15 protein-coding genes and 2 tRNA genes are annotated in these 16,981 nt (G+C 71.2%); 11 read left to right on the top strand and 6 right to left on the bottom strand.

What is annotated here, in order from left to right:
* Positions 1-74: 74 nt before the first annotated feature.
* Positions 75-1,484 carry an amino acid permease gene (locus tag ACTVZO_RS15320; protein ID WP_443298912.1) on the bottom strand — a complete coding sequence of 470 codons (1,410 nt, stop codon included), beginning with the start codon at positions 1,482-1,484 and terminating at the stop codon, positions 75-77.
* Between the two features lie 146 nt (positions 1,485-1,630).
* On the bottom strand, positions 1,631-3,028 hold the full coding sequence (locus ACTVZO_RS15315; RefSeq protein ID WP_443298911.1) for an amino acid permease: 1,398 nt from the start codon (positions 3,026-3,028) through the stop codon (positions 1,631-1,633).
* 286 nt (positions 3,029-3,314) lie between these two features.
* On the opposite strand from ACTVZO_RS15315, the gene ACTVZO_RS15310 reads away from it, so the two are divergent.
* The gene (locus ACTVZO_RS15310; RefSeq protein ID WP_443298910.1) at positions 3,315-3,899 is read left to right on the top strand and encodes a biotin transporter BioY; all 585 of its coding nucleotides are present in this window, start codon (positions 3,315-3,317) and stop codon (positions 3,897-3,899) included.
* 75 nt (positions 3,900-3,974) lie between these two features.
* On the opposite strand, the gene ACTVZO_RS15305 is transcribed toward ACTVZO_RS15310, so the two are convergent.
* Complete coding sequence (locus ACTVZO_RS15305) at positions 3,975-5,408, bottom strand: amino acid permease (protein ID WP_443298909.1); 1,434 nt, start codon at positions 5,406-5,408, stop codon at positions 3,975-3,977.
* A 221-nt stretch (positions 5,409-5,629) separates the two neighbouring features.
* Between ACTVZO_RS15305 and ACTVZO_RS15300 the strand changes: the two genes are divergently transcribed.
* Both ACTVZO_RS15300 and ACTVZO_RS15295 read left to right on the top strand, forming a co-directional pair.
* Complete coding sequence (locus ACTVZO_RS15300; protein WP_443298908.1) at positions 5,630-6,115, top strand: ribose-5-phosphate isomerase; 486 nt, start codon at positions 5,630-5,632, stop codon at positions 6,113-6,115.
* A 66-nt stretch (positions 6,116-6,181) separates the two neighbouring features.
* Positions 6,182-6,988, top strand: coding sequence for an Fpg/Nei family DNA glycosylase (locus tag ACTVZO_RS15295; RefSeq protein WP_443298907.1), 807 nt, complete (start codon positions 6,182-6,184; stop codon positions 6,986-6,988).
* A 25-nt stretch (positions 6,989-7,013) separates the two neighbouring features.
* Here the strand turns inward: ACTVZO_RS15295 and ACTVZO_RS15290 are convergent, their stop codons facing one another.
* Positions 7,014-8,249, bottom strand: a complete 1,236-nt coding sequence (locus ACTVZO_RS15290) for a GNAT family N-acetyltransferase (RefSeq protein ID WP_443298906.1) — start codon at positions 8,247-8,249, stop codon at positions 7,014-7,016.
* 117 nt (positions 8,250-8,366) lie between these two features.
* On the opposite strand from ACTVZO_RS15290, the gene ACTVZO_RS15285 reads away from it, so the two are divergent.
* From ACTVZO_RS15285 to ACTVZO_RS15270, 4 genes are all read left to right on the top strand, one after another.
* A complete protein-coding gene (locus ACTVZO_RS15285; protein WP_443298905.1) occupies positions 8,367-9,509 on the top strand; it encodes a PP2C family protein-serine/threonine phosphatase in 1,143 nt (380 codons plus the stop codon).
* A 1,027-nt stretch (positions 9,510-10,536) separates the two neighbouring features.
* Positions 10,537-11,940, top strand: a complete 1,404-nt coding sequence (locus tag ACTVZO_RS15280; RefSeq protein WP_443298904.1) for a pyridoxal phosphate-dependent decarboxylase family protein — start codon at positions 10,537-10,539, stop codon at positions 11,938-11,940.
* Positions 11,937-12,386, top strand: coding sequence for an HD domain-containing protein (locus tag ACTVZO_RS15275; RefSeq protein WP_443298903.1), 450 nt, complete (start codon positions 11,937-11,939; stop codon positions 12,384-12,386). The genes ACTVZO_RS15280 and ACTVZO_RS15275 overlap by 4 nt, the downstream gene beginning before the upstream one ends.
* A gap of 150 nt (positions 12,387-12,536) precedes the next feature.
* Positions 12,537-12,731, top strand: a complete 195-nt coding sequence (locus ACTVZO_RS15270) for a hypothetical protein (protein ID WP_362296899.1) — start codon at positions 12,537-12,539, stop codon at positions 12,729-12,731.
* On the opposite strand, the gene ACTVZO_RS15265 is transcribed toward ACTVZO_RS15270, so the two are convergent.
* Positions 12,721-13,203 (bottom strand): DUF4231 domain-containing protein, encoded by a 483-nt coding sequence (locus tag ACTVZO_RS15265; RefSeq protein WP_443298902.1) that lies wholly within the window; start codon positions 13,201-13,203, stop codon positions 12,721-12,723. The genes ACTVZO_RS15270 and ACTVZO_RS15265 overlap by 11 nt on opposite strands.
* A gap of 167 nt (positions 13,204-13,370) precedes the next feature.
* Positions 13,371-13,441 (bottom strand) — tRNA-Gly (locus tag ACTVZO_RS15260).
* A 203-nt stretch (positions 13,442-13,644) separates the two neighbouring features.
* On the opposite strand from ACTVZO_RS15260, the gene ACTVZO_RS15255 reads away from it, so the two are divergent.
* The 4 genes from ACTVZO_RS15255 (at position 13,645) to ACTVZO_RS15240 (ending at position 16,915) form a co-directional block, all read left to right on the top strand.
* Positions 13,645-13,721: transfer RNA gene (locus tag ACTVZO_RS15255), tRNA-Pro, on the top strand.
* Positions 13,722-13,906: 185 nt separating this feature from the next.
* Complete coding sequence (tig, locus tag ACTVZO_RS15250; protein WP_443298901.1) at positions 13,907-15,295, top strand: trigger factor; 1,389 nt, start codon at positions 13,907-13,909, stop codon at positions 15,293-15,295.
* 275 nt (positions 15,296-15,570) lie between these two features.
* Complete coding sequence (locus ACTVZO_RS15245) at positions 15,571-16,188, top strand: ATP-dependent Clp protease proteolytic subunit (protein WP_069920280.1); 618 nt, start codon at positions 15,571-15,573, stop codon at positions 16,186-16,188.
* A gap of 61 nt (positions 16,189-16,249) precedes the next feature.
* Positions 16,250-16,915, top strand: coding sequence for an ATP-dependent Clp protease proteolytic subunit (locus tag ACTVZO_RS15240; RefSeq protein WP_030710839.1), 666 nt, complete (start codon positions 16,250-16,252; stop codon positions 16,913-16,915).
* The last annotated feature ends 66 nt before the right edge of the window (positions 16,916-16,981 follow it).

The raw sequence follows: 16,981 nt of genomic DNA, 5'->3' as shown, positions 1-16,981 counted from the left end.
TGAGTTCAGGGGCGTGCGAACGAGGCGGGCCCCGTGCTCGCGCACGGGGCCCGCCTCGTCTCGTCCTCACCCCGTCAGGCGCGGGCGGCGGCCCGCTTCTGCAGTGCCCAGCCGGTCGCCGCGAGGGCGACGGTCAGGCCGCCGGTGAAGATCACCTGGACCCGGGTGTCCTCGCCCAGGGCCATCAGCACCAGCACCCCGGCCACGCCCGCCAGTGCCACCCAGGTCAGGTACGGGAAGCCCCACATCCGCACGACCAGCTTCTGCGGGTCCTCCCGCTCCATCCGGCGGCGCAGCACGAACTGCGAGACGGCGATGAAGCCCCAGACGACGAGGATGACCCCGCCGACCATGTTCAGCAGCCAGGCGAACAGGGTGTCCGGGTACCAGTACGACAGCAGCACGGTGACGAAGCCGAAGCCGCAGGAGGCGAGCACCGCGCGGCGCGGCACGCGGCCGGTGACCTTGCCCAGCGCCTTCGGGCCCTGGCCGCGGGCGACGAGGGAGTAGGCCATGCGCGAGGAGCCGTAGATGTTGGCGTTCATCGCGGACAGCAGGGCGATCAGGATGACCACGTTCATGATCTGGCCGGCGGCCGGGATGCCCAGGTGGTCCAGGGTGGCGGCGTACGGGCCGTCCGCCGTGACCGCCGGGTCGTTCCACGGCAGCAGGGTGACGATCACCAGCATGGAGCCGACGTAGACGACGGCGATCCGCCACATGGTGGTCTTCACGGCCTTGGCCACGCCCTTGACCGGGTTCTCGGACTCGGCGGCCGCGATGGTCACCGTCTCCAGCCCGCCGTACGCGACGACCGAGGCCAGCAGTCCGACCAGCAGGCCCTCCACCCCGTTGGGCAGGAAGCCGCCGTCGTGCAGCAGGTTGGCGGCGCCGGGGGAGCCGGTGCCGGGCAGCACGCCCAGGACGGCCAGCACGCCCAGGCCCAGGAAGAGCCCGATGGCGCCGATCTTGAGGGCGGCGAACCAGAACTCGAACTCGCCGAAGTTCGAGACGGCGGCCAGGTTGGACCCGCAGAAGACCGCCATGAAGACGAGCACCCACATCCAGGAGGGGGTGCCCGGGAACCAGCCGGTCATGATGTGCGCCGCGCCGATGGCCTCGATGGCCACGCCCACGCACAGCAGCGTCCAGAACATCCAGCCGGCCGTGAATCCGGCCCAGGGGCCGATGGCCCGCTCGGCGTGGACGGAGAAGGAGCCGGAGGCGGGGTTCGCGGCGGACATCTCGCCGAGCATCCGCATCACGAACATCACCAGGATCCCGGACGCGGCGTACGCGAGCACGATCGAGGGTCCCGCGGCGGCGATGCCCGCGCCGGACCCGACGAAGAGTCCGGCGCCGATGACGCCGCCGAGGGCGATCATCGAGAGGTGGCGCTGCTTGAGTCCGTTGCCGAGGGGGGATCCGGCGTCCGTCTGCGGCGGCGCCTGCTGCCCGGAGGGTGTGATGGTGCTCTGGCTCATGGGGGCAGTCTGCCGAACCGTCCGATAGTCGGACGTTCTATGTCCATCATCCGGACACTTGCTTCACGGGACGTGACCGCCCGCCCGCAGAACGCGGCGGGGCCCGGGACTCAGGTCCCGGGCCCCGCCGCGAAAGTCACGAACCGTCAGGGCCGACGGGCCCGGATCTCCCGCACCCACGCCACCACCAGCACCGCGCCGGCCGCCCCGGTGGACCACAGCAGCTGCGGCCGGGCCGAGTCGTCGAACAGCATCAGGACCAGCACCGCCGCCATCCCGATCAGGGCCGCCCACGTCGCGTACGGGAACAGCCACATCGGCAGCGTCAGCCGCTCCGGCATGTCCCGCTCGATGATCCGGCGCAGCCTCAGCTGCGAGACCGCGATCAGCGCCCACACGAACAGGAGCACCGCGCCGACCGCGTTGAGCATGTAGAGGAAGATCGTCTCCGGCCACAGCAGGTTCAGCACGACCGACACGAAGCCGAACGCCACCGAGGCGAACACCGCGCGCCGCGGCACCCCGCCGCCCGACACCTTCAGCAGCGCCTTCGGCGCCTCGCCGCGCTCGGCCAGCGAGAACACCATGCGCGAGGACCCGTACAGGTTCGCGTTGAGCGCCGAGAGCAGCGCCACGAACACCACGATGTTCATGATCTGGCCGGCCGCCGGAATGCCGATCGAGTCGAGGACCGCGACGTACGGACTCTCGCCCGGCTGCAGCGAGTCCCACGGCAGCAGGCTCACGATGACCACCATCGAGCCCACGTAGAAGAAGAGGATGCGCCACACCGCGCTGCGCACCGCGCGGGACACCGACCGGGCCGGGTCGTCCGACTCGGCGGCCGCGATGGTGACGACCTCCAGGCCCCCGAAGGCGAAGACGACCGCGAGCATGCCCGCGACGACGCCGCCGATGCCGGCCGGGAAGAAGCCGCCCTGTCCGGTCAGGTTGGCCATGCCGACGGGGTCCGTGTCGGGGAGCAGGCCGAAGATCGCGAGGGTGCCGAGGATCAGGAACAGCACGATCGCGCCGACCTTCAGGGCGGCGAACCAGAACTCGAACTCTCCGAAGTTCCGTACGGCGGCCAGGTTGCTCACGGTGAAGACCACCATGAAGAGCAGCACCCAGACCCACTGGTCGATCGAGGGCACCCAGCCGTTGGCGATCTTCGCGGCGCCGGTGGCCTCGACGGCGAGCACCACGACCAGCAGGAACCAGTACAGCCAGCCGGCCGAGAAGCCCGCCCAGCGGCCCAGGGCCTTCTCCGCGTACACGGAGAAGGAGCCGGAGGCGGGCATCGCCGCCGACATCTCGCCGAGCGCCCGCATCACCAGCATCGCGAGCACGCCCGCGAGCAGGTAGGAGCAGATGATCGCCGGGCCGGCGATGCCGATGCCGGCGCCGGAGCCGACGAAGAGCCCGGCGCCGATCACGCCGCCGAGACCCAGCATGGTCAGGTGGCGCTGCTTGAGGCTGTGGCTGAGGGGTTCCGCGGGCAGGTCGCCCGTGATCTGAGGAGCTTCGGGCAAGCGGTCGCGCATGAGGGGTGCTCGTACTCTCGTTCGGGCCCAGCGGCGGTAGGGGCTCCGCATCCGTATTGGCGGGACCCTACAGTCTCACTGAGCGGCGGCCTTGTGTGCAAAACGGATGTGTTGTCGGATCTTCCCCGTGACGCGGATCACGCGAACACGGGTGTGAGTCAGGGTCTTTGTGCGGTCTCCACCAAACCGGGGAGTAGGCCTTTGTTCCGGGCAGCGGTGGGGGCGCCGCGGGCCGCGGACTAACGTCGGTGATCGTCCCGTCACCACGATCTTCCGGAGCCCCTCGATGAGCACCGCTTCCGTCTCCTTCCGGCCCGGCGCCGTCCTCGCCGACCTGCTGCCCGCGAGCCGCGTCCGCGACATCGCGCTCGTCGTCGGCGGAGCCGCGCTCACCGGGCTGGCCGCGCAGATCGCCGTGCCCGTCCCCGGCTCCCCGGTCCCGGTCACCGGCCAGACCTTCGCGGCGCTGCTCGTCGGCACCGCCTTCGGCGCCCGCCGGGGCTTCCTCGCGCTGGGGCTGTACGCGCTGATCGGCGCGGCCGGGGTGCCCTGGTTCGCGGGCGGCACCTCCGGCGCGTCCGGCGCCTCCTTCGGCTACGTGCTCGGCATGCTCCTCGCCGCCACCGTCGTGGGCGCCCTCGCCCGCCGCGGCGCCGACCGCTCGGTCCTGCGTACGGCGGGCACGATGGTCCTCGGCTCCGCGGTCATCTACGCGGTGGGCGTGCCGTACCTGATGGGCGCGACCGGGATGTCCCTGAGCGCCGCCGTCGCGGCGGGCCTGACCCCGTTCCTGATCGGTGACGCGCTCAAGGCCGCCCTGGCGATGGGTGCCCTGCCCGCCGCCTGGAAGCTGGCAGGCAGCCGCGGCTGAGCGGTCCCCGAAGACGCCGGAGCCCGGCCCGCCTGTGACGGCGGGCCGGGCTCCGGCGTAGGGGGAGGTCAGGACTCAGCCCTGAAGGGCCCGCTTGCGGCGGAAGTCCAGCACCAGGCCGACGGCCACGACGAGACCGGCGACCAGGGTGGACAGGGTGACCACCTGGCGGTTCGCGTCGTCCACGAACATGTAGCCGATCACGAACATGATCAGTGCGGCGGTGGCCCAGGTCAGCCACGGGAACAGCCACATCTTCACGGTCAGCTTCTCCGGGGCCTCGCGGACCAGGATCCCGCGCATCCTCAGCTGGGTGAAGCAGATCACCAGCCAGACGAAGAGCGCGATGGCGCCCGAGGAGTTCAGCAGGAAGTTGAAGACCGTGTCCTTGAAGGCGTAGTTGAAGTAGACGGCGACGAAGCCGAAGACCGTCGAGCCCAGGATCGCCACGACCGGCACGCCCTTGGCGTTGACCTTGGCGAACGCCTTCGGGGCGTCACCGCGCTCGCCGAGCGAGAAGGCCATGCGGGAGGCGGTGTAGAGGCCGGAGTTCAGGCAGGACAGCACGGCGGTCAGGACGATGACCTCCATGATCGTGCCGGCGTTCGCGATGCCGATCGAGTCCAGGGCGGCGACGTACGAGCCCTTCTCGGTGATCGACTTGTCGTTCCACGGGAGCAGCGTCAGGACGACGAAGATCGAGCCCAGGTAGAAGACGCCGATCCGCCAGATGACGGAGTTGGTGGCCTGGGTGACCGCCTTGCGGGGGTTCTCCGACTCACCGGCGGCGAGGGTGACGATCTCGCTGCCCATGAAGGAGAAGACGACCATCAGCACACCGGTGAGGACCGCGCCGTAGCCGTTGGGGAAGAATCCGCCCGCGTCGGTCAGGTGGGCGAAGCCCGCACCCGGGTTGTCGGAGCCCGGCAGCACGCCGAAGACGGCCAGCATGCCGATGATCACGAACGCGCCGATGGCGACGACCTTGATGCCCGCGAACCAGAACTCGAACTCGCCGTACGAGGCGACGGACCCGAGGTTGGTGAGGGTCAGGACCGCCATCACGATCAGTGCCCACGCCCACTGCGGGACGGCCGGGATCCAGTTCTCCAGGATGGCGGCACCGGCGGTGGCCTCCACGGCGAGCACGACGACCCAGAAGAACCAGTACAGCCAGCCGATGGAGAAGCCGGCCCAGCGGCCCAGCGCACGGTCGGCGTAGGCGGAGAAGGAACCCGAGTTCGGGCTCGCGGCGGCCATCTCGCCCAGCATCCGCATCACGAAGACGACCATCGCGCCGACCAGCGCGTAGGAGATCAGGATGGCGGGACCGGCCTTGGCGATACCGCCACCGGAGCCGACGAACAGGCCGGCGCCGATGACGCCGCCGATGGCGATCATGGAAAGGTGGCGGTTCTTGAGACCGGCCTTCAGACCGTCGGAGGGCTGACCCTGACCGGGGTTGCCGGTGGGGTCTCCTGCCTTCTGAAGGGTCGTCGTGGAGCTCATGGACGGATCCTTAGGTTCTCGGGTTGCGAGGCCCCGGCATTCAAACCTGAGATGAACGTGAGGCGGAAGACCTCAATCCGGATCGTTGCGAAGGGGCGAACGTCCCGGGACCTTCGTCCCCCCTGTCCCATCTGCGTTCTTTGGGTTTACTTGAGGTTGAGAAGTGACTTACGCGACACCCCGTTGCGGGTCGCGGGGCCCCCTCGTGCCACACTCGGACCATGCGCGTGTACCTCGGATCCGACCATGCCGGCTTTGAGCTCAAGAACCACTTGGTGGACTGGCTCAAGAACAACGGCCACGAGCCCGTCGACTGTGGGCCCCACATCTACGACGCGGTGGACGACTACCCGCCGTTCTGCCTCCGCGCAGCGGAGAAGACCGCCGCGGACGCCGACAGCCTCGGCATCGTGATCGGCGGCTCCGGCAACGGGGAGCAGATCGCCGCGAACAAGGTCAAGGGCGTCCGCGCCATCCTCGCCTGGAGCGTGCAGACCGCCCAGCTCGGGCGCGAGCACAACAACGCCAACGTGATCTCGGTCGGCGGCCGCATGCACACCCAGGACGAGGCCGTCAGCTTCATCGAGGCCTTCCTGGCGACCCCGTACTCCGGCGAGGAGCGCCACACGCGGCGCATCGACATGCTCACCGCGTACGAGCAGACCGGCGACCTGCCCCCGATCCCGGCCCACCACCCCCAGGGCTGATTCCGCTTCCGGCCGCGCCGCCCCCGCCGGGGCGGCGCGGCCGTTTCCCTTCCCAGGAGATCCGCCGTGCCCGAGGGGCATACGATCCACCGCCTCGCCCAGGACCACGCCGAGCGGTTCGCCGCACGCCCGGTCTCGGTCAGCAGCCCCCAGGGCCGCTTCGCGGAGAGCGCGGCCCTGCTCGACGGGCGCGAGCTGGAGAGCGCCGAGGCGCACGGCAAGCACCTCTTCCTCGAGCTGGGCGACGCCTGGATCCACATCCACCTCGGCCTCTTCGGCAAACTCGGCTTCGGCCCCGCCCCGGCGCCGCCCGCGGCCGACACGGTCCGGCTGCGGCTGCTGAACGAGGAGCACTACGCCGACCTGCGCGGACCCACCGCCTGCGCGCTGATAGGCGAGGGCGAGAAGAAGGCGGTGCACGACCGGCTCGGCCCCGACCCGCTGCGACCGGGCGACGACCCCGACCTGGCCTGGAAGCGGATCTCGCGCTCCCGCACCACCGTCGCCGCCCTGCTCATGGACCAGAAGGTCGTCGCGGGCATCGGCAACGTCTACCGGGCCGAGGTCCTCTTCCGGCACGGCATCGACCCCTACCGGCTCGGCAGGGACCTCACCCGCGCCGAATGGGACGCCATGTGGGCGGACCTGGCCGCGCTGATGCGCGAGGGCGTGCGCAACAACCGCATCGACACCGTCCGCGACGAGCACCTGCCCGAGGCCATGGGCCGGCCGCCGAGGGTCGACGACCACGGCGGCGAGGTGTACGTCTACCGCAGGGCGAACCTGCCCTGCCACATCTGCGGCGCCGAGATCCGCACCGCCGGCCTCGCCGCCCGCAACCTCTTCTGGTGCCCCGGCTGCCAGACGCGCTAGGGGTGTCCGGACCGGCCGGTGACGGTCAGAAACCGTGCGGCAGCCACGGCGCGACGTCCCCGGCGAAGGCGCGCGACGCCCGGACCACCGCGCCCGGGCGCAGCTCGCGGACGAGGCCCGCCGCCGCCAGCGAGGTCAGCGTGATCCCGCCCAGGTAGGCCGAGCCCAGCTCCCGGACCGACAGCTCCAGGTCCGCCGGCTCCGCGGTCCGCGTGCAGACGGCGGACCCCGCCCCGTCGGCCACCAGCCGCCACCGCCCCTCGTTCCACGGGCAGAACGCGTCCCCGACCTCCAGCACCACGTCCAGCGGAGCCGCGTACGTCCGCGCGGTGAGCGCCGCCGCCACGTCCACCAGCCGTACGTGGAGCGAGTCGCGCACGCTCGGCTTCGACCGCCTCACATCGCTGACCAGGTGCAGCACCGGATCGTCCACCGGGCGCCTCCCGGCCCGCACCGTCCAGGTCAGGTCGATCCCGAACAGGTAGCGCCACAGCGCCGCCGTCGCCGCCGGGTCGAGCGCGTCCAGGTCCACGACCTCGACCCTGCCCTCAGAGCCGGTGTAGTCCCACTCGGGCCTGACCCGGTAGCGCGCATAGCCGACGGCCCGGTCGTCCGGGCCCTCGGCCACCACGCACTGGAGCGGGGAGGCGCCGTCCCGGTTCTCCGGGGGATCCGCGACCACGAACCGGTCCCAGCCGGGCTGCCGGGCCGGCATGCCGGGCCGCCGGGCGACCAGTTCCGCGTACACCCGCTCGCAGTCGGCCAGCGCCTTCTCCGGGTCGACGTGCCGCAGGCGCACCTCGTCCGCGCCCGGCGGCACGGAGAGCCGGACGTGGGTCGTGTCGATCTCCACCGCCATGGCGTACGTCGCCGTGCCGTAGCCGAAACGCCCGTAGATCGCCGGATCCGAGGCCGTCAGCACGGCGAGCGGCTCACCGGCCGTCCGTACGTCGTCCAGCAGGCGCCGCATCATCGAGCTGAGCACCCCGCGCCGCCGGTGCGTGGGCGAGACGCCCACCATCGTGACCCCGGCCGCGGGCACCAGGGCCCCGCCCGGAACCGAGAGGCGGAAACTGAACGCCGAGGCCGAGCCGACGCAGTCCTCGCCGTCCCAGACGCCGAGGGACCGTTCGGGTTCGGTCAAGGACCGGTAGAGCTCCCGGCCCTGCGGGTGTTCGGGCACTCCACCGAACGCCAGTTCCAGCTGGCCGAACCAGACATCCCACTCATCCCACTGCAACACGCGCATCTCAAGTGCCATAAGGCCATCCCTATCAGGGCATTCGGTCCCGGTCGAAGAGATTTCCCGTGCCGTCGGACCACAGGACGAGGGGTACCCCTGCGCATCCACAGCCGGGATGGATAGGGTCCCGAAGCAATGGCCGGAGCACGCGTGGACACCCTCATGGCCCGGATGCGCATGCTGTCGCACCGGGCACGCACCTCCCTGCGCAAATCCGCCGTCGACTACTTCCGCGGCGACGCCTCCGACTGGCTCGCCTTCGCCGGACTGCTCCTCACCATCCCCGCCATCGCCTGCGGCACGATCATGCTGCCGGTCTGGTTCTCGCCCTCCGCGCTCGTCCTGCCGATCGTGGCGGGCGGCCTGCTGCTGCGCCCGGCCAGCCTCCTCGCCCTGTACGCCGCCTCCGCGGCCGCCCTGATCGTCGAGGCCCTCGTCCTCGGCCCCTACACCCAGGGACCGGCACGGGTCACCCCCGGTACCGTCCTGGTCGTCGCCGCCTGCGGATTCTTCGGTCTGGTCATCGCCCAGTTCCGCAGCCGCGTCGGCGTGCCCTGGCGGCGCGGCGGCACCATGCTCTTCGACCTGCGCGAACGCATCCGCGTCCAGAGCAAGCTGCCCGCCCTGCCGCGCGGCTGGCACCGCGAGATGGCCCTGCGCCCCGCCGGCGGCCAGTCCTTCTCCGGCGACTTCGTCGTCGCGGCCCGCACCAACGGCGGCCGGACCCTGGAGATCGTCCTGACCGACGTCTCCGGCAAGGGCATGGAGGCGGGCTCCCGCGCCCTGCTCCTGTCCGGCGCCTTCGGCGGCCTGCTCGGCGCCCTGCCGCCGCACGGCTTCCTGCCCGCCGCCAACGGCTACCTGCTCCGCCAGGACTGGGACGAGGGCTTCGCCACCTCCATTCACCTGGTGCTGGACCTGCAGACCGGCGACTACGAACTCCTCTCCGCCGGCCACCTCCCCGCCCTCCAGCTCTCGGCCGGCACCGGCCGCTGGCAGGAGAAGACCGGCGAGGGCCCGCTGCTGGGCGTCTACGACGGCGCCGAGTTCACCCCCGCCCGGGGGAACCTGCGCCGCGGCGACGTCCTGATGCTCTTCACCGACGGCCTGGTCGAAACGGCCGACCGCGAGATCAGCGAGGGCATCGACCGCCTCACGGGCGAGGCCGACCGCTACGTGGCGGCGGGCTGGGAGGGCGCGGCCTGGCACCTGATCGAAAAGGTGGCCAAGGACGTCAACGACGACCGAGCCCTCCTCCTCATCCGCCGCTCCCCCTGACACCCCGAGCCGTCGAGGAGCCCGGCCGTCGGGCGGCCCGCCCTGTGCCGGGCTTGCCCCGTACGGGCCCGCCCCGTGCCGTGCCTGGTCGCTGGGCGCCCTGCCCCGTGCCGTGCCTGGTCGCTGGGCGCCCTGCCCCGTGCCGTGCCTGGTCGTCGAGCGGCCTGCCCCGTGTCGGGCCTGGTCGTCGAGCGGCCTGCCCCGTGTCGGGCCCGGCCCTTGGCGGGCCTGGCCAGGCCTCCGGCGGCGGCACACGGCGACGAGGACCCGTGTGTGCGTCCGCGCTGACGCCCACCGGCCGTCCGTGACCACACCGACCACACACCGTCGCCCGCGACCCCGCCCGACACCCGCGTCACCCCGGTGGCCCTGTCCGGCGCCCGCCCGCCCCATCCGCGCCCGGCGGCCAGCCTTCCCTGCCGTGCCCCGGCGGCCCTCTCCTGGCTGGCGTCCGGCCGCTCTCTGCCGCGCCCAGCGGCCCGCGCCCGGCCGGTCTCCATCCGTTCTCTGGCGCCCGGCCGCTCGCCCCCGGCCGGTGTCCGGCTACTGCCTCCCGTGCCCGGCGGACCGTCCCTGGCCGGTGTCCGGCTACTGCCTCCCGTGCCCGGCGGACCGTCCCTGGCCGGTGTCCGGCTGCTTTCTGCCGCGCCAGACGGCCCGTCCCTGGCTGGCGCCCGGCCTCCCTCTGCCGCGCCCAGCGGCCCGCGCCTGGCCGGGGTCCGGCCACTGCGGCCCGCGCCTGGCCGGGGTCCGGCCACTGCGGCCCGCGCCTGGCCGGGGTCCGGCCACTGCGGCCCGCGCCTGGCCGGGGTCCGGCCACTGCGGCCCGCGCCTGGCCGGGGTCCGGCCGCTCCCCGCCGCACTCGGCGGCTCGCCCCGGGCCTGGCCCGGCCGCTCCTCGCCGCTCCCCTCCGCGCCCGGCGGCCCGCGGCTGGCCGGGGGAGCGCGGTCCGAGGGGGCCGGGGGCCCGGCCACCTGGGGCGGATTGGACCGTCCGCGGCGGCCCGCCGGCGCCTACCGTGCCCCCATGGACCGCACGCTCGCCGCCGACCTCGCCCGGCTTCCCGACCTCCTCGACGCCACCCGCCGCGCCGCCGCCGACGCCCTCGCAGCCCTGGACGCGCGTCCCGTCGTACCGCCCGCCGGTAAGCCGGGCGCGGACGACGCGGCCGGGCCCGAGCCCCTCCCGGAGCACGGCGGCGGCACGGAAGCCGCCCTCGCCGCCTTCCGGGAGCGCTGGGAGCCGCGGCTGTCCGCCTCCGCCGGCCCCCGCTACCTCGGCTTCGTCACCGGCGGCGCCACACCCGCCGCCCTCGCCGGCGACTGGCTCACCGCCGCCCACGACCAGAACTCCAACTCCGCCCTCGACGGCGCCGGCCAGGACCTCGAACGCGAGACCGTCGGCTGGCTCCGCGCGCTCTTCCACCTCTCGCCCGCCCACTCCGGCACCTTCGTCAGCGGCGCCACGATGTCCAACACCACCGGCCTCGCCATCGCCCGCGAATGGCTCGGCGAACGCCTCGGCGTCTCCCCGGCCGACGACGGCGCCGCAGCCCTCGGCCCCGTACGGGTGCTTTCCGGAGCCCCGCACTCCTCCATCGCCAAGGCCCTCTCCGTCCTCGGCCTGGGCCGCAACAGCCTCGTCAAGGTCCCGACCCTGCCCGGCCGCGAGGCCGTAGACCCGGCCGCCCTGGACCGGGCCCTGGCCGACACTCCCGGACCGGCCGTCGTCGTCGCCAACGCCGGCACCGTCAACACCGTCGACTTCGACGACATCCGGGCTCTCGCCGACCTCAAGCGCCGCCACGAGTTCTGGCTGCACACCGACGCCGCCTTCGGCGCCTTCGCCGCCCTCTCCCCGGACCACGCCCACCTCACCGCCGGCCTCGACGCCTCCGACTCCCTCTGCGTCGACCTGCACAAATGGCTCAACGTCCCCTACGACAGCGCCGTCCAGTTCACCCGCCGACGCGACCTCCAGGCCCGCGTCTTCCAGAACTCCGCCGCCTACCTCGGCCCCCTGGGCGACCACCCCGACCTGGTCCACCTCACCCCGGAGAACTCCCACCGGCTGCGCGCCCTTGCCGCCTGGTTCACGCTCCGCGCGTACGGCCGCCAGGGCCACCGGGAGATCGTCGAACGCGATATCGCCTGCGCCCGCGCACTCGGCGAGCGCCTCTCCGCGGACCCCGCCTTCACCCTGCTGTCCCCGGTCCGCCTCAACGTCGTCTGCTTCACCCTCGCCGCCGACCCCACCCCGGCCCGGCTGACGGCCCTGCGCGAGGCGGCGGCCGCCGAGGTGTTCGTCACCCCGACCGTCTTCGGGGGAACCGCAGCCCTGCGCGCCGCGTTCTCCAACTGGCGTACCACGCAGGCGGATGTGCACCGGGTCGCGCAGGCCCTCACGACAGCGGCAAGGGAGATCGCATGACGAGCAGCCCCCTGACCCTCATCGAGGTCGAGGCCCTGGCCCGTACCGCGCACGAGGGCCAGACCGACAAGGCCGGCCGGCCCTACGCCGAGCACCTCGCGGCCGTGGCCGAGGGCGTCCGCGTGCGCGGCGGCAGCCCCGAGCAGCAGGCGGCGGCCTGGCTCCACGACGCGATCGAGGACGAGGCGCTCAGCCTCACCTGGCTGGATTCCGCCGCCCTGCCGCAGCCCGTCAAGGAGATGGTCCTGGCGGTCACCAAGCGCCCTGGCGAACCGGTCGAGCAGTACGCGGCCCGGATCCTCGCCACCCCGGGCGCCCTGCTGGTCAAGGAGGCCGACCTCGCGCACAACGCCGACCCCGCGCGCCTCTCCGTACTGGACGCCCCCACGCGCGAGCGGCTGTCCGCGAAGTACGCGTATGTCCGCTCGCTCCTCGGCCTCACCTAGCCCGGACGCCGCAGCGGCCGCACAAACGGAACGATGGCGATTCGTCACGGGACGGATAGGCGGGGCCCGTTGGTGGGAGGATGGTCCATGTGGGTGTGCGTGGCCGCACGCCCCGGGCCGAGCAGGGGACGACCGAAGGTGTGATCAGTTGTGGCCATTTCGCTGTCAGTGGTGGTTCTGTTGGGGGTCATCCTGGTGGTGCTGATCCGCGGCAACCACATCAAGGCGGGCCCCGCCATCGTCGCGGCCCTGTTCGGCTTCTTCCTGGCGTCCAGCTCGATCTCGGACGACGTGAACCGTTTCCTCAACTCGCTGGCGACGATGATCGCGAACATCAAGCTCTAGGCGGCTCGCCGCCCGGGAGCTGGAGGTCGGCGCTCACCTGACCCCCCAGGGTCATCACGTTCAACGTGGCCGAGTTCTCGCTCGCTATGGCCTTCTCCACCCGCGCCACCAGGGTCGGGAAGGCCTCGCCCTCCGACATCCCGAGGTACGGGCCCACACCCGTCTCGAAGTACACCTTCTCGTGGCCGAGCAGCTGCTCCGTCGACCGGTAGTTCTTCCACTGCTCGCGGTACCGGTACACGCTCTCCAGCGAAACGGACCCGACGACGACCAGACTGAGCGCCGTCGCGGCGAGCCGGGCGAACGGCAGGTCGATGTTGACCAGCACGGGCACTATGGCACCCCCGACCACCGACACGGTCCGCATCCTGAGATGCATGGCCTTCATCCTGACGGCTTTCCTGTCGTACCACTTCTGGTACTGCGAAAGCCTGCTGTCCACGTAGCTCTGGGCCTTGCTCGCCTCTGGCATGCGTCGGAGTACACCGGCGAACCCGCCAGCCGTCAACCCACCACCCCCCAGGGCCTGTTGTCCACCAGAGCCAGGCCAACGCGCGCCGGCGGGGGTTGATCCGGACCCGGGAACGCATCAGGGCCAGGTTGAGGAGGAGTCCTCTGACCTGGCCCTGAGTCGTTCAGAGCGGGTGACGGGAATCGAACCCGCGTAGCTAGTTTGGAAGACTAGTGCTCTACCATTGAGCTACACCCGCAACGCGCGCGCCGTCAGGTCCGGGGACCGCGGCACGGACAGCATCCTAGCGGGTCGTGCCGGGGGAGTGCACACCGCATTCCAGCGCGTCACGAGGACCGGCCGGTGAACCGGGTCCGGAAGCCGCCGGGGATCCCCGCGGGAAACTCCGGAAATACCGCGCATCAGAGGGTCTCCGGGCATGTACCCTACGTGTCGCACCGACGGGGTGTGGCGCAGCTTGGTAGCGCGTCCGCTTTGGGAGCGGAAGGTCGTCGGTTCGAATCCGGCCACCCCGACCACCAGCAGGGTCCCCTTCGAGCCATCGGGGGCCACCACAAGATCGCGTTGTGGGCTGATTGCCGCTTGCGGTTACTATGCAAGCTGCGTGCCCGTGTGTCTGATGTACCGGGCCGAAGTCCGCTGAACCGCTGAATCGCAGCGTGACGGCAGAATCCCCAGCAGTCAGCCACAAGGAGACCGAACCGTGAAGAGCGCCGTGGAGACCCTGAACCCGACTCGGGTTCGGCTCACTGTTGAGGTGCCCTTCGAGGAGCTCAAGGACAGCCTCGACGCGGCGTACAAGAAGATCAACCAGCAGGTCACGGTGAAGGGCTTCCGCAAGGGCAAGATCCCGGCCCGGGTCATCGACCAGCGCTTCGGCCGCGGTGCGGTGCTGGAGGAGGCCGTCAACGACGCCCTCCCGAAGTTCTACACCGAGGCGGTCAACGAGGCCGACCTGAACCCGCTGGGCCAGCCCGAGGTCGACATCACGGAGCTGAAGGACGGCGAACTGCTGGCCTTCACCGCCGAGGTCGACGTGCGCCCCGAGATCGAGATCCCGGACTACTCCGGCATCGAGGTCGAGGTCGACGCCATCGAGGTCTCCGACGAGGACGTCGAGAAGTCGGTCGAGCAGCTGCGCGGCCGCTTCGCGTCCACCAAGGACGTCGAGCGCGCCGCCGCCGAGGGTGACGTCGTCACCCTCGACCTCGAGGCCAAGGTCGACGGCGAGGTGCTGCCCGACGGCGTCGCCTCCGACGTCTCCTACACCATCGGCTCGGGCGAGCTCCTCGACGGCATCGACGAGGCCGTCAAGGGCCTCGAGGCCGGCGGCGAGGCCACCTTCACCTCGCAGCTGAAGGGCGGCTCCGCCGAGGGCAAGGACGCCGAGGTCACCGTCAAGGTCACCAAGGTCTCCGCCAAGGAGCTCCCGGAGCTGGACGACGAGTTCGCGCAGATGGCGAGCGAGTTCGACACCCTCGACGAGCTCAAGGCCGACAGCCGCAAGCGCCTCGAGAACATGAAGCAGTACGACCAGGCCACGCAGGCCCAGGAGCGCGTCCTGGAGAAGCTGCTGGAGCTCGTCGAGGTCCCGATCCCCGAGAAGCTCCTTGCGGACGAGGTCCAGACCCGCAAGCACAACCTGGAGCACCACCAGCTCGGCCAGATGGGTCTGACCATCGAGAAGTACCTGGAGTTCCAGGGCAAGACGGTCGAGGAGTTCGACGTCGAGACCTCCGAGCAGGCCGTCAAGGGCATCAAGACCCAGTTCGTCCTCGACGCGCTGGTCAACAAGGAGAAGCTGGGCGTCGACCAGGAGGAGCTCACCGAGCACCTCATGCGCCGCGCCGCCTCCTCCGGCATGTCCCCCGACCAGTTCGCCCAGGCCGTCGTCGAGGGCGGCCAGGTCCCGATGCTGGTCGGCGAGGTCGCCCGCGGCAAGGCCCTCGCGGTCGTCGTCGAGGCCGCCAAGGTCGTCGACACCAACGGTGAGGTCATCGACCTCTCGGACGAGGACGAGGAGCAGGCCGTCGAGACGGTCGAGGCCGCCGTCGACGCCGACGCCGAGGTGCAGGCCGACGAGGCCAAGTAACACCCCGGGCGAAGCCCACTGAGCAGTGCCTCGAAGGGCCCGGACGCCAGCGCGTCCGGGCCCTTCCGCACTGCCCCCGGAAGGGGGTGGGACCTTGCGCTCCGAGCGAACAGTTCGGGAAGCGGGATGGCGTTGTCCTACCTGCGCGTTAGGGTCCATGAATACGAGGGCACGGGAGTAACCGGATGCCGGCGGACTCGTCCGCCCGGCAGGGCCGCGCCCCAGAACGAGACGCTGAGACGGCACATGGCCGTCGGAGACGAGCAGGTGGATACGTGACGAATCTGATGCCTTACGCCGCGGGTGAGCCGTCCATCGGTGGCGGCCTCGGCGACCATGTCTACAACCGGCTGCTCGGCGAGCGAATCATCTTCCTCGGCCAGCAGGTCGACGACGAGATCGCCAACAAGATCACGGCGCAGCTCCTCCTCCTCGCGGCCGAGCCCGAGAAGGACATCTACCTGTACATCAACAGCCCCGGTGGCTCGGTGACGGCGGGCATGGCGGTCTACGACACCATGCAGTACATCCCGAACGACGTCGTCACCATCGGCATGGGCATGGCGGCCTCCATGGGCCAGTTCCTGCTCACCGGTGGCGCCAAGGGCAAGCGCTTCGCCCTGCCGAACACCGACATCCTGATGCACCAGGGTTCCGCCGGCATCGGCGGCACCGCGTCGGACATCAAGATCCAGGCCCAGTACCTGCTGCGCACCAAGCAGCGCATGGCCGAGATCACCGCGTTCCACTCGGGCCAGACCGTCGAGGCGATCATCCGCGACGGCGACCGCGACCGCTGGTTCACCGCCGTGGAGGCCAAGGAGTACGGCCTCATCGACGAGATCATCTCGGCCGCGTCCAACGTGCCGGGCGGCGGCGGCACCGGGGCCTGATCCCGGCCCCAGCGCCAGTACCGAGCAGCCGACAGCCCGCAGAACGCAGAACGCCACCAGGATGGTGAACACCCAGATGCAGAACAACTTCTCCGCGAGCGGCCTCTACACCGGCCCGCAGGTGGACAACCGCTACGTCATCCCGCGCTTCGTCGAGCGCACCTCGCAGGGCGTGCGCGAGTACGACCCGTACGCGAAGCTGTTCGAGGAGCGCGTGATCTTCCTCGGCGTGCAGATCGACGACGCCTCCGCCAACGACGTCATGGCGCAGCTGCTGTGCCTGGAGTCGATGGACCCGGACCGCGACATCTCGATCTACATCAACAGCCCCGGCGGCTCCTTCACCGCGCTGACGGCGATCTACGACACGATGCAGTTCGTGAAGCCGGACATCCAGACGGTCTGCATGGGCCAGGCGGCCTCCGCCGCCGCGGTCCTGCTCGCCGCCGGCACCCCCGGCAAGCGCATGGCCCTGCCGAACGCCCGCGTGCTGATCCACCAGCCGTCCGGCGGCACCGGCCGTGAGCAGCTCTCCGACCTGGAGATCGCGGCCAACGAGATCCTGCGCATGCGCGACCAGCTGGAGACCATGCTGGCCAAGCACTCGACGACGCCGATCGAGAAGATCCGCGACGACATCGAGCGCGACAAGATCCTCACGGCCGAGGACGCCCTCGCGTACGGCCTGATCGACCAGATCATCTCGACCCGCAAGAGTTCGCACTGATCCTTGCCGCCAGTTGGCGTGGACGCGCCGCCGCATTCGGCGATGTGAACCACGTCAAGGGGGCCC

It is taken from the genome of Streptomyces sp. IBSNAI002, assembly GCF_052244475.1.
Taxonomy (GTDB): domain Bacteria; phylum Actinomycetota; class Actinomycetes; order Streptomycetales; family Streptomycetaceae; genus Streptomyces.
This window is presented reverse-complemented; position numbering and strand designations above follow the sequence as displayed.